Origin of the sequence: Paraflavitalea pollutisoli (genome assembly GCF_029360705.1) — a bacterium.
Taxonomy (GTDB): domain Bacteria; phylum Bacteroidota; class Bacteroidia; order Chitinophagales; family Chitinophagaceae; genus Paraflavitalea; species Paraflavitalea pollutisoli.
The window spans coordinates 725,522-737,033 of sequence record NZ_JARKMX010000014.1; the positions used below are offsets into that span (position 1 = coordinate 725,522).

The following is an 11,512-nucleotide window of genomic DNA, read 5'->3' on the forward strand; positions in this document are numbered from 1 at the left end:
AATAACTGGGAATGCAGGTCGTTAATAAGCATCAAAACAGCGAAGATATTATCATCCCTGGTACCTACAAGTTGTCTAATAAGACCTTAATAACCAAAACATGAAAACGTCTACTTCGACGTTAGCTAGGGCTATTTGATAGGTCGTATAAACTAACAGGTAACAGCCATAATGTCAGAAATGCAGCCCGTTTTGTTGCTGTTTTTAGACTGGAAGACGGGGCTGCTCGACTTCATTATAGGTGTTTATTGAGGTTTTTTTGAAGAAAATGACTTCCCTAGCTTCCAATAACATAGCAGAAAAAAGCTTTTCCTTATCGCTTCGGCCGTATAAAACGGGCACCTATTTAACTAAAAACTTTCTTTACGCATCTACCTCAACCAGCAAAAGGCAGGTCTATTTAGACCTCCCTTCGATTACTACCTATTAGATCATAAATAACCTTTTCAAAAAGTGTTATAAACTCTTCCGCTTGCATCTCAGGATTTCGATTTCAACAGGTCATTTATTACCCGGTAAAGACCTCAGTCCCTTTTACCCAAATGATGACTTTCACCTAGTCCTTTTTGACCTTACCGCATCAAAACTAAAAAAGACAAAATAGACTTAGTAGCCTGTATCCTAAAAGTCTGCTGTCATCCGGTTACGAAACGTCATAGATGACCAAATCAATAAACTCTAATTACGTCATCTATGTCCATCTTGTTGCACCATCAAAAAGGTCAAATAAAACTCAATATTTGTCACTTTGGTTTTGCTCCTATATCCCGATTTAGGGCATAAAAAAAGCCATTTCCTGCTGGAAATGGCTGTATTCAAATAGATTATTTTATATCTACATTCCTCCCCCATCTTCGGGTTTCTTGCAGCATTTAGGCAGCTTTTTATAAGCCTCAGCGTCTGCAGTTACATCATCAGCATCATAGCCTGCGTTGGCAATAGCGGTCTTTACGTTTTCGACATTGGTGCGGTCACTGATGAATGTCACTTTGGTCACTTTTTTCTTGTAATCAACGGTGACTTTTTGAACGCCATCCTCACGTTTCAGGAACTCTTCAATGCGCTTCTTGCAGCTTTCACATTGTACGGTGGGGGTCTTGATCGTAACGTTTTGCACGGCCTTGGTCTGGCTAAATCCAGTTACCAGTAAGCCCAGCACAGCGATCAACATAAGAATTAGCTTCTTCATACAGACATAGTTTTGCCAAATATAGCTATTTCCCATTCCAGTTGCCAGGATCCTGGCTCCACTTTAACAAAACCTCCTGCTGATCCGCAGAAACCAATCCTTTTTCAATAGCAAGATCTATGAGCACGGGATAATTGGTTAGTGACTTATAGGTAATTCCCGCTTTTTCAAAGGCATCCTTTGCCACCGGAAAACCATAGGTGAAGATAGAAACCATACCAATTACTTCTACACCAGCAGCTTTTAACACGTCAACCACCTGCAGGCTGCTTTTTCCTGTAGAGATAAGGTCTTCTACGACCACGACTTTCTGGCCAGCGGAGTAAGATCCCTCGATCTGGTTACCCAATCCATGCTCTTTGGGTTTGGGACGTACATATATATAGGGAAGTTTGAGCTGGTCGGCGGCCATAGCTCCCCAGGGAATACCTGCCGTTGCTACACCTGCCAGCAACTCCGCTTCGGGAAACTGTTCGAAGATCACATTACACATTTCCGACTTTACGAAATCACGGATATAGGGAAAAGACAGCACCTTGCGGTTATCACAATAAATGGGACTTTTCCATCCTGAAGCCCAGGTAAATGGTTCCCCTGGATTCAATTTAATAGCATTAATTTGTAGAAGCTTTTCGGCTACTGCCTTCTCATTCTGGGACATAGTGTGATTTTATTCGATCCGGCGAAATTGGCGGATGGGCCCGGAAAATGGAAAATTATTTATGCACATCAAGATATACTTTAACGACAAACCTTTGTTCCTTACAGACTCGATCACACCCGAGATCGAGCCGTATGCACACCACGACGATGCCGTGCTGATCGATGAATTCTCCACCCCTGGCGTTAATTCGATGATACACGAGATGCGGCAGGAAAAGATCCATGCTGGCATCTACTTACATAGTAATCTTGATGAACTGGAAAAGACTTTTCGGAAGAAATTTACCCTCGTTCAGGCTGGTGGCGGCCTGGTGTTGAATGACGACGGGGACCTCCTGATGATATTTCGTCGCGGGAAATGGGACTTACCCAAAGGAAAATTGGATGCCGGTGAGTCACTGGAAGCCTGTGCTGTACGGGAAGTACAGGAAGAGACCGGCGTTCAGCAGGTGGTATTGGAGAAGCCTTTGGTGGTGACCTACCATACTTATGATGAAAGCGGTAAACATATCCTGAAAGAATCACATTGGTACCTGATGAAAGCTCCGGGTAATCAGGCGCTGATACCACAAACGGAAGAACAGATCTCAGCACTTAAATGGGTCCCTGCCAGTGAGGTTACGGACTATAGCAAAAACACTTTCCCTTCTATTATAGACGTATTGCAGGCTGGTGGCTATTTGTAAACAGCTGCACGCGGAATTGCTTTCTTATTTTCTGGCCAGGATAGCCACCGTCAGACGGCTAATGCATACCAGCTTATCCCGCTCATCGACAATGCGGATATCCCAAACATGGGTGGTAGCACCGATATGAATCGGGCTGGCTGTACCAGTCACAAAGCCGCTACGCACTCCTCTCACATGGTTTGCATTGATCTCAAGCCCTACGCACATAGCCTTCGACTGGTCAATAACCAGCGCAGAAGCTACGCTGCCCAGTGTTTCGGCGAGTACACAGGACGCACCGCCATGCAACAAGCCAAATGGCTGATGCGTACGCTGATCTACGGGCATACGTGCTTTAAGAAAATCAGGACCTACTTCGGTAAACTCAATACCAATCACCTCTGCAATGGTGTTTTTACCAAGTGGATGCAAGTCCTGCACCTGTACGTCTTTCTGAAACCAGATCATAAAAGGTAAGTTGATTTACCACAGCAGTGCGTAGTGGTCTCCGGACGGAAAACGGTTATTATCCTCTAGCAAAACCATCCACTAATTACCTGGGGTTTTGTAACGAGCGCGCCACCACCTCAGGTAAGAAACGCATCACGTCGCCCCCATTCCGCAGCACGTCCCTGACCAGGGTAGAAGCTATCGAAGTATATTGGGGTAGGCAGGTCAGGAATATCGTTTCTATATTGTTATCGAGACTGCGATTCATATCTGCAATCGCTTTCTCGTATTCGAAGTCGTTTACATACCGAATGCCTCTTACGATGAAATTGGCGCCTACTTTCCGGCAGCAATCCACCGTCAACCCTTCATATAACATGGCGCTTACTTTAGGAGTATCCTTGTAGATCTCCTGTATCCAGCTGATCCTTTGCTCGTCGGCAAACATGGGTGTTTTATTGATGTTACGCCCAATGCCTATCACCAGTTTATCGAACAATGGCAGCGCCCTGTTGATGATGTCGAGGTGACCGACTGTAATAGGATCGAATGTTCCGGGAAATAAAGCAATTCGTTGCATAAAATGGATTGTACGATGACAAGGACTCCATCCTTAATTCATACTTCCTCTCCCGCCTGAAAGCAGGTACAAAGCAGCCATACGAACGGCTACACCATTCTCTACCTGGTTAAGGATGATGGATTGTTTGCTGTCTGCCGCATCACTGTCCAGTTCTACGCCCCTGTTGATGGGGCCGGGGTGCATGATCACCACCTCTTTATTAAGGCTATCCAGCAGCTGTTTGTTGATGCCATAGGCCAGACTGTATTCACGTAAAGAGGAGAACAAAACCTGATTTTGACGCTCGAGCTGTATGCGCAATACATTTGCCACATCACACCACTCCAATGCCTTCCGCAGGTTGTATTCAACACGTACATCAAAAGCTTCCTGAATGTATTTGGGGATCAATGTGGGCGGACCTGCTACCATGATCTCCGCTCCCATTTTTTTCAACAGGTAGATATTGCTCATGGCTACACGGGAGTGCATGATATCGCCAATGATCGCCACTTTCAGCCCTTCCAGTTTGCCTAATCGTTCACGCATGGAGAATGCATCCAACAACCCTTGTGTAGGATGTTCGTTGATGCCATCTCCGGCATTGATGATTGCTGCAGGAATATGTTTGGCGAGGAAATGCGGTGCACCGCTGGCACTGTGTCGCATCACCACCATATCCACTTTCATGGAAAGGATGTTGTTGACAGTATCCAGGAGGGTTTCTCCTTTTGAAACGGAAGAACCGCTGGCTGTAAAATTGATGGTATCGGCACTCAGGCGCTTTTCTGCCAATTCAAAAGAAATACGGGTGCGGGTGGAATTCTCGTAAAATAAATTCACGATGGTCACATCCCGCAGGGAAGGTACCTTTTTGATGGGTCGCTGTAATACTTCTTTGAATTCCGTAGCAGTATCTAAGATAAGCTGGATGTCCTGATGGGTAAGATCCCTGATGCCGAGCAAATGTTTAACTGAAAGTTGCATGTCGGGCAGCAAAATTAGAGCAAATAATGTTATGGTGCAAAATAAGGTATCTCACAGGATACTAACATCTTACATTAACACAACTTCTTCTTTTCCATCCCTTTCCTTCCAGAACACTTTTACCTTCTGGGAAATAATGGAATCGATCGACTTTCCTACATAGTCTGCCTGTATGGGCAACTGGCGGCTAAAACGACGATCAATCAGGATACACAATTCGACCTTGGCAGGCCGGCCAAAGTCCAGCAGGGCATCGAGCGCAGCCCGGATGGTACGACCGGTCCAGAGTACGTCGTCGATAATCACTACATTCTTATTTTCAATACTAAAAGGGATGTCCGTATGATTGGGGGCGTGAAGTGACGTTCGCACGTCATCGCGGTAAAAAGTGATGTCGAGCTTGCCATATTTAACCAATACGGGCGGCACCAACTGGCGGATCTCCTGTACAATCTGGTCTGATACAAAAATCCCCCGGGGCTGAATGCCAATCAGTACCGTATTTTCCAGGTTTACGTGATTTTCCAGAATCTGGTGCCCCAATCGCTTGATGGTAATAGCCAGTTGTTGCTCGTTCAAAACCGTTTTCATATCAATAGAATTAATCTCCACCAAGCCGCCTGAACGCTTGACTCAGGCTCTTTTCAATGGAAAAATTTCCATAAAAATAAGAAACCACTGTCAATGACAGTGGTTTTGCCTTAAAGAATATGTTACAGCATGAGCCAGGGGGCTACCGGCTATTGGGGCTCGCGTAGAAGAGGCTTTCATACGCCGCAACACACCTGATCCACAATATTGCTACCGGCAATAACGTTCATTTTTCATGGCGGAGTTTCCCCCCTGCTGCTGCATCCTGCTCCTTACTTGCTACCCAGTATGTAAAATGCACCGATCTGTATAACGCTGTTCTTGACTTTGTAGTCACCAGACTCTTTGCCCAGGTTGCTAAGTCCCAGGTTGAAACGCGCGTTGAAACCGATATTCGATTTGGTTACATAACCAGCACCAAAAGCCCAGGCAAAATCAAAAGTTTTGTAACCATCCTTAAGGTCCTCCTTTTCTCCATCAGACTTAGCTTTGGCACTTAACAGAAAACCCAGTTGGGGACCAGTGTGCGCAAAGAATCCGCTTTCGTGGTTGTATTGGGCAAGTAAAGGCAAATTGATGTAGGTGAGGTTAATGGTCGATTTGCCAGATACGCCTTCATATTCCCAATCACTCTTTGCTCCTTGTGTTGAGAATACCAACTCAGGATGGAAACTGAATTGTTCAGCAAACGCTACGTCGGCAAATCCACCGAAGTGAATACCCAGTTTCATTTTATTACCTTCCACATCACCTGCTACATTGGAAAGGTTCAAACCAGCCTTGGCGCCATACTTTACCTGTCCAAAAGACAACAGATTACCACCTGCGAGCAAAAGAACTAAGAAAAACTTTTTCATGATCACGTTTTATTGGTTAATGATAGTGCAAAACTCAGCTAAATCAGTCCTGCCGGCAATAACATGAAGATGTGGTTTTATCGCCCGGATACTCACCATCACTCGTACTCGCTACCCACCCAATTGTCGCTAGCAGGTAATGAAATGTCGAATTAAGCGAATGAATCACACAATACCACCCGGATTGAATGTGTGACATGTATAACGCTTAATCAGCAAACCAATCTTGTAGTGATAAAATCTAGCAGACACACACAATAAAAATTACGTTTATACATTTTTATACGGCATTGCTACATGTAGTATGGATCCGATTTCTTATTTCACAAAAACCACAAAATGAAAAAGGTTTTATTCGCAGCATTAATGACAATTGCAGCTCAAGGTGTATTTGCACAAGTAAACAAAGGTCAATGGTTGGTCGGTGGTAACGCCTCCTTCAGTTCCCAAAAGACCGGCGATTCTGATGCAGGAAAGAGCACCAGCTTTACGATTAGCCCCAATGCAGGTTATTTTTTCATCGACAAACTTGCCGGCGGTCTACGTGTTTCATTCGAAAGTGATAAAAACAAGAGTGACGACGATGCCACAAGCACCTTCCTCATCGCTCCTTTTGCCCGTTATTATTTCCTGCCAGCAGCAGAAAAACTGAACATCCTGGCAGACGTTAGCTATGGCTTTGGTAGTACCGGCAAAGGAGATAAGCAAAGTCTTAGCGGTTTCACGATCGCCGCAGGCCCTGCATTATTCCTTACACCCAATACTGCGCTCGAATTCACATTGGGTTATGAGTCTTTCAAGCTCGAACACGCTGCCGACAGAACCAATTCTTTCGGTGTTAACGTAGGCTTCCAGATCCACCTCGGTGGCGGAAAGAAATAATTGATTCAAATATAGCCAATAAGAAAGGGCCGTCTTCCATTCGCGATAGAAGACGGCCCTTGTATTTTATACCCTACAGGTGAAGTTATGCTTCCTGCAGGAATGGATAACGATAATCGGTAGGGGGCACGAATGTCTCTTTGATCGTACGCGCACTCAACCAGCGATACAGGTTCAGGATAGAACCAGCTTTGTCGTTGGTACCGGAGGCACGGGCACCACCAAAGGGTTGTTGTCCCACTACAGCGCCTGTCGGCTTGTCGTTGATGTAGAAATTGCCTGCAGCATTGCGCAGCTTGTTGGTAGCGAGCTCCACTGCTGAACGGTCCTGCGAAAGGATAGAACCTGTCAAGGCATAAGGAGAAGTGCTGTCTACCAACGCCAGTGTTTCTTCAAACTTGTCGGCGTCGTATACATAGATGGTCAAGACGGGTCCAAAGATCTCCTCGCACATGGTGACGTACTTAGGATCTTTTGCTTCGATCACTGTAGGCTGTACGAAATACCCTTTCGACTTATCGCAGTCGCCGCCTACCCAAATCTCAGCTTTCGGATCTTTCTTTGCGTTGTCGATATAGCTCTTGATCTTGTCAAAGCTCTTTTCATCGATCACCGCATTCACGAAGTTGGTGAAATCTTCCACTGTCCCTACTTTAAAACTCTTTACGCCTTCGATCAGCTTTTGCTTTACTTCCGCCGCCATATTCGAGGGAATATACGCACGAGACGCAGCAGAACATTTCTGGCCCTGGAATTCAAAAGCGCCGCGCAACAAAGCAGTCACCACCGCATCGGGCAATGCACTTTTGTGTGCCACTACGAAATCCTTACCGCCTGTTTCGCCTACAATACGGGGGTATGAGCGATAGGAAGACATGTTTTTGCCAATGGTTTCCCACATGTTATTGAATACGCCTGTAGATCCTGTAAAATGCACACCGGCAAAATCACGATGCGTGAAACATACTTTACCCAGTGTAGGCCCGTCTACGTAAATCAGGTTGATCACACCATCCGGCAGACCAGCTTCCTGCATAATACGCATGAACATTTGTGCAGAATACACCTGTGTATTGGCTGGCTTCCATACTACCACATTACCGCACATGGCTGCAGATGCCGGCAGGTTGCCACCAATAGCCGTGAAGTTGAATGGCGTCACTGCCAGCACAAAGCCTTCCAGCGGGCGGAACTCCAGCCTGTTGTGCATACCAGGACTACTGATGGGTTGTTGCTTATAGATCTCACTTAAAAAGTGTACGTTGAAGCGCAGGAAATCGACGATCTCGCAGGCAGCGTCGATCTCAGCCTGGTAGGCGTTCTTGCTTTGCCCCAGCATGGTGGTACCGTTCATATAAGGACGGTATTTGGTAGCAATAAGATCTGCCGCTTTCAGGAAGATGTTGGCGCGGTTCTCCCAGCTCATGGCTGCCCAGCTTTCTTTGGCTGCCAACGCTGCGGTGATCGCTTCGGTGATATGTTTTTCTTCTCCATGGTGAAAATAGCCCAACGTATGTGCTATTTCATGCGGAGGATGGATGGCTACTTTATTTCCGGTACGGACTTCTTTTCCGCCGATGTACATGGGAATATCGGCCTCCTGGCTTTTCAACTCAGCCAGCACCTCTTTCAATCTTTTCTTTTCTGCCGAACCCGGTGCATAATTCAGCACAGGATCATTGACCGGCATGGGATACGAAAAATAACCTAAGCTCATATTCTATGTGGTTTATTACTTGTTATTAATTCCAACGATTAGATAACGGTTGCCAGACTGACGGAACCATACTGCTCCATCCCCGATCATAGCGCCCTGGTCACGACGGAAAATCTGCCGCAGGTTTTGCTGTAGCAGCGCCGTACGCACCTTTTCATTGAACAGCGAATCGTATTGTTGCAGGAATTGTTGCTGGTGGGCAATCTTCGGATTGCGCAACGGATAGTCGACCACCTGCGCAACGCTATCCCGCTGGCCGTTGGTCACCCAGCCGCGTAAACGTATCAGAAACTGCTTGAAACCGACAGGATCAGAAAAGCCGGCGTTCTCCCAGCTGGCCGGGATACTGCCATCCGTAAAGACACTGTCATCCCCCAATGGGTCCAACGCTGCCTGCTGGTCATGCGCTGGAATCAGTTCCCTCGCATTACTGGTTGCCGGCGATTGGGCAACAGTATCTTCTTGGCCATTGGCAACTTCCTTCCCTGCCCCGTCACCGCAGGCGGTAAAGGCCATCAACACCGATAATAACAACAAGCGACTCATGTTATCTGTTTTAGTTCAACATTGACATTGAGCGGCAAGGGTCGCTGTCTGACCAGGGGTTAATTACCGGGAAAAGCGTACAGTTTTAGACCTGTGCTTCTTTTTCCATCATCAGGTAAGCTTTGATAAAGCCGTCCAGTTCTCCATCCATCACCGGCTGCACGTTACCTACTTCAAAATCGGTGCGGTGATCCTTGATCATTTTGTAAGGATGGAATACATAACTGCGTATCTGGCTTCCCCACTCGATCTTCTTTTTATTGGCATTTGCGGCATTTTTCAATGCTTCGCGCTTGCGCATCTCTTCTTCGTAAAGGCGGCTTTTCAACATCTGCATGGCCATCTCCCGGTTTTCTCCCTGTGTGCGCGCCTTCTGGCACTCCACAATGATTCCACTGGGATTGTGCTTCAATCGTACAGCTGTTTCCACCTTGTTTACGTTCTGTCCGCCTTTACCACCGCTTCGGTAGAATTCCCATTCCAGGTCAGCCGGGTTCACGGCCACTTCGATGCTATCGTCTACCAGCGGGTATACGTAAATAGAAGCGAAGGAGGTGTGACGCCTTGCATTGCTGTCGAAGGGGGAGATACGTACCAGGCGGTGCACACCGCTTTCCGCTTTCAGGAAGCCGTAGGCAAACGGACCGTCAAACTGCAGCGTAGCGCTTTTAACGCCTGCGCCATCTCCGTCTTGCCAGTCCAGTTCGGTCACCGACCACCCCTGCTTCTCGCCATACATGCGGTACATACGTGCCAGCATTTCGGCCCAGTCCTGGCTTTCAGTACCACCTGCACCGCTATTGATCTGCAGCACCCCTGGCAATTCATCTTCCGGCTGGTTCAGTGTGCTCTTGAACTCGGCTTCCTCCAATTGCAGCAGCGAGCGCTCATAGGCTTCCCGTGTTTCCTCTTCAGACGCCTCGCCCGCTTTCCAGAAGTCGAAAAGAACGGCAAAATCCTCTACAGAAGCCTCCGACTGCTCATACAGTTTTACCCAGTACTCGTTCAGTTTGGTGTTCTTAAGAATGTCGGTAGCGCGCTTGTTGTCATCCCAAAATCCGGGCGACAACGATAATTGTTTATCCTGGTTTATCTTATCACGTCTGTTATCGACGTCAAAGAAACCTCCTCAGGACCACAACACGGTCCCTCATAGCTTTGATAGATTCTTGTGTCATAAGGGCGCAAAGATAATGATTAGTTCCGTTGGCCGTCAGTCAGCAGGCCGGGCATAATAATTATGGTTAAGCATTGATTAATAGGCGATCAATGCGGGAAAAATTCTCTTATTTCGTGCGAAGAAATGGCAGCCGACCGGCAAGCCCTGTGTCAACCCTGTACGATCATTGTGTTTGCCATTGGTGCCTCCGGGGTATTAAATAGCTGGCTCGTACCTGGATGACACATACCCCGCACAAGGCCCCCACCCGATTTCTACCAGTTTCAAACAACAAAATGTTATATATGAAGTATGTATCTTTTTTAGCTACCTCCTTGACTTTCATCCTGTTCCTCGCCGCCTGCGGTGATGCTGGCACCAAAACGGAGCCCGAAGCCGCCAAAACGGATTCGGTGCGCCTGTTCGAAGGCCCGGTCGACTATGCCGCTGATACCACCAAGCTGGTTGGTTTCGTGGCTTATAACGAGGCTTCTACTGAAAAAAGACCTGCTGTTCTGATCGTTCCGGAATGGTGGGGATTGAATGAATACCCGAAAACACGGGCCCGCCAGCTGGCCAACCTGGGCTATGTAGCCCTGGTTGCGGATTTCTACGGCAACGGACTGGCGGTTGATAGCCCTTCACAGGCCGGCAACCAGGCAACGAAGTTCTACACGAACCCAGCCCTGATCAATGCCCGTTTTACAGCCGCATTGAATAAGCTCAAGAGTTATCCCCAGGTGGATACCACCAAACTGGCTGCGATCGGCTATTGCTTTGGCGGTTCCATGGTGCTGAATGCGGCCAAAATGGGCGCCCCGGTTAACGGGGTGGTTAGCTTCCATGGAGACCTGCGCGGTGTGCCTGCCGATAAAAACCTTTTGAAGGCAAAGATCCTGGTATGCCATGGTGCTGCTGATTCTTTCGTTCCGCAGGAGCAGGTAGACGCCTTTAAAAAACAAATGGACTCTATCGGTGCCGACTACACCTTTAAGGCTTACCCCGATGCTGTACATGCTTTTACCAATCCGGGTGCTACTGAAATTGGTCAACGCTTTGGTATGAACATCAAATACAACGCAGCAGCCGATACGGCGTCGTGGAAGGAGATGCAGGATTTCTTCGGTAGGATCTTCCAATAAGTTAACGCCATCATAATATTCAGCCCGGCTGCCCGTAAAGGGCTACAGCCGGGCTTTTTTGGCCCTATGCCGGTTTTGCATCCCCGTGGGATTTGCTAT

13 protein-coding genes are annotated in these 11,512 nt (G+C 47.3%); 3 read left to right on the forward strand and 10 right to left on the reverse strand.

The genetic code is table 11. The features are described 5' to 3' along the window. Positions 1–835: 835 nt before the first annotated feature. Positions 836–1,189 (reverse strand): heavy-metal-associated domain-containing protein, encoded by a 354-nt coding sequence (locus P2W70_RS33265; RefSeq protein ID WP_276485936.1) that lies wholly within the window; start codon positions 1,187–1,189, stop codon positions 836–838. Between the two features lie 25 nt (positions 1,190–1,214). Then, positions 1,215–1,850, reverse strand: coding sequence for an orotate phosphoribosyltransferase (gene pyrE / locus P2W70_RS33270; RefSeq protein ID WP_276485937.1), 636 nt, complete (start codon positions 1,848–1,850; stop codon positions 1,215–1,217). Positions 1,851–1,911: 61 nt separating this feature from the next. Between pyrE and P2W70_RS33275 the strand changes: the two genes are divergently transcribed. Beyond that, a complete protein-coding gene (locus P2W70_RS33275) occupies positions 1,912–2,538 on the forward strand; it encodes an NUDIX hydrolase (protein ID WP_276485938.1) in 627 nt (208 codons plus the stop codon). 24 nt (positions 2,539–2,562) lie between these two features. Here P2W70_RS33275 and P2W70_RS33280 read toward each other — a convergent pair whose 3' ends face one another. From P2W70_RS33280 to P2W70_RS33300, 5 genes are all read right to left on the reverse strand, one after another. Then, the gene (locus P2W70_RS33280; RefSeq protein ID WP_276485939.1) at positions 2,563–2,988 is read right to left on the reverse strand and encodes a hotdog fold thioesterase; all 426 of its coding nucleotides are present in this window, start codon (positions 2,986–2,988) and stop codon (positions 2,563–2,565) included. A gap of 85 nt (positions 2,989–3,073) precedes the next feature. Next, positions 3,074–3,550 carry a pantetheine-phosphate adenylyltransferase gene (gene coaD / locus P2W70_RS33285; protein ID WP_276485940.1) on the reverse strand — a complete coding sequence of 159 codons (477 nt, stop codon included), beginning with the start codon at positions 3,548–3,550 and terminating at the stop codon, positions 3,074–3,076. Between the two features lie 33 nt (positions 3,551–3,583). Next, positions 3,584–4,519: an aspartate carbamoyltransferase catalytic subunit gene (locus P2W70_RS33290; RefSeq protein ID WP_276485941.1), complete on the reverse strand. Its 936-nt coding sequence runs from the start codon at positions 4,517–4,519 to the stop codon at positions 3,584–3,586. Positions 4,520–4,588: 69 nt separating this feature from the next. Continuing rightward, entirely contained in the window at positions 4,589–5,110 is a 522-nt protein-coding gene (gene pyrR / locus P2W70_RS33295) for a bifunctional pyr operon transcriptional regulator/uracil phosphoribosyltransferase PyrR (protein WP_276485942.1), read from the reverse strand. Positions 5,111–5,382: 272 nt separating this feature from the next. Beyond that, positions 5,383–5,967 (reverse strand): porin family protein, encoded by a 585-nt coding sequence (locus P2W70_RS33300; RefSeq protein WP_276485943.1) that lies wholly within the window; start codon positions 5,965–5,967, stop codon positions 5,383–5,385. 339 nt (positions 5,968–6,306) lie between these two features. On the opposite strand from P2W70_RS33300, the gene P2W70_RS33305 reads away from it, so the two are divergent. Continuing rightward, positions 6,307–6,849, forward strand: coding sequence for a porin family protein (locus P2W70_RS33305; protein ID WP_276485944.1), 543 nt, complete (start codon positions 6,307–6,309; stop codon positions 6,847–6,849). A gap of 85 nt (positions 6,850–6,934) precedes the next feature. Here P2W70_RS33305 and pruA read toward each other — a convergent pair whose 3' ends face one another. The 3 genes from pruA to prfB form a co-directional block, all read right to left on the reverse strand. Continuing rightward, entirely contained in the window at positions 6,935–8,566 is a 1,632-nt protein-coding gene (gene pruA, locus P2W70_RS33310; RefSeq protein ID WP_276485945.1) for an L-glutamate gamma-semialdehyde dehydrogenase, read from the reverse strand. A 15-nt stretch (positions 8,567–8,581) separates the two neighbouring features. Then, on the reverse strand, positions 8,582–9,112 hold the full coding sequence (locus P2W70_RS33315; RefSeq protein ID WP_276485946.1) for a hypothetical protein: 531 nt from the start codon (positions 9,110–9,112) through the stop codon (positions 8,582–8,584). A gap of 85 nt (positions 9,113–9,197) precedes the next feature. Beyond that, a protein-coding gene (prfB, locus tag P2W70_RS33320; RefSeq protein ID WP_420832411.1) for a peptide chain release factor 2 occupies positions 9,198–10,290 on the reverse strand; the annotation gives its coding sequence in 2 pieces (ribosomal slippage) (positions 9,198–10,229 and positions 10,231–10,290; 1,092 coding nt in all). 286 nt (positions 10,291–10,576) lie between these two features. On the opposite strand from prfB, the gene P2W70_RS33325 reads away from it, so the two are divergent. After that, positions 10,577–11,413, forward strand: a complete 837-nt coding sequence (locus tag P2W70_RS33325; protein ID WP_276485948.1) for a dienelactone hydrolase family protein — start codon at positions 10,577–10,579, stop codon at positions 11,411–11,413. Positions 11,414–11,512: the final 99 nt, after the last annotated feature.

Coding starts and splice junctions, on each gene's coding strand:
- P2W70_RS33315 (WP_276485946.1), bottom strand. CDS start 9,112: ATGAGTCGCTTGTTGTTATTATCGGTGTTGATGGCCTTTACCGCCTGC.
- P2W70_RS33280 (WP_276485939.1), bottom strand. CDS start 2,988: ATGATCTGGTTTCAGAAAGACGTACAGGTGCAGGACTTGCATCCACTT.
- pyrE (WP_276485937.1), bottom strand. CDS start 1,850: ATGTCCCAGAATGAGAAGGCAGTAGCCGAAAAGCTTCTACAAATTAAT.
- pruA (WP_276485945.1), bottom strand. CDS start 8,566: ATGAGCTTAGGTTATTTTTCGTATCCCATGCCGGTCAATGATCCTGTG.
- P2W70_RS33265 (WP_276485936.1), bottom strand. CDS start 1,189: ATGAAGAAGCTAATTCTTATGTTGATCGCTGTGCTGGGCTTACTGGTA.
- P2W70_RS33305 (WP_276485944.1), top strand. CDS start 6,307: ATGAAAAAGGTTTTATTCGCAGCATTAATGACAATTGCAGCTCAAGGT.
- P2W70_RS33290 (WP_276485941.1), bottom strand. CDS start 4,519: ATGCAACTTTCAGTTAAACATTTGCTCGGCATCAGGGATCTTACCCAT.
- pyrR (WP_276485942.1), bottom strand. CDS start 5,110: ATGAAAACGGTTTTGAACGAGCAACAACTGGCTATTACCATCAAGCGA.
- P2W70_RS33325 (WP_276485948.1), top strand. CDS start 10,577: ATGAAGTATGTATCTTTTTTAGCTACCTCCTTGACTTTCATCCTGTTC.
- P2W70_RS33275 (WP_276485938.1), top strand. CDS start 1,912: ATGCACATCAAGATATACTTTAACGACAAACCTTTGTTCCTTACAGAC.
- P2W70_RS33300 (WP_276485943.1), bottom strand. CDS start 5,967: ATGAAAAAGTTTTTCTTAGTTCTTTTGCTCGCAGGTGGTAATCTGTTG.
- coaD (WP_276485940.1), bottom strand. CDS start 3,550: ATGCAACGAATTGCTTTATTTCCCGGAACATTCGATCCTATTACAGTC.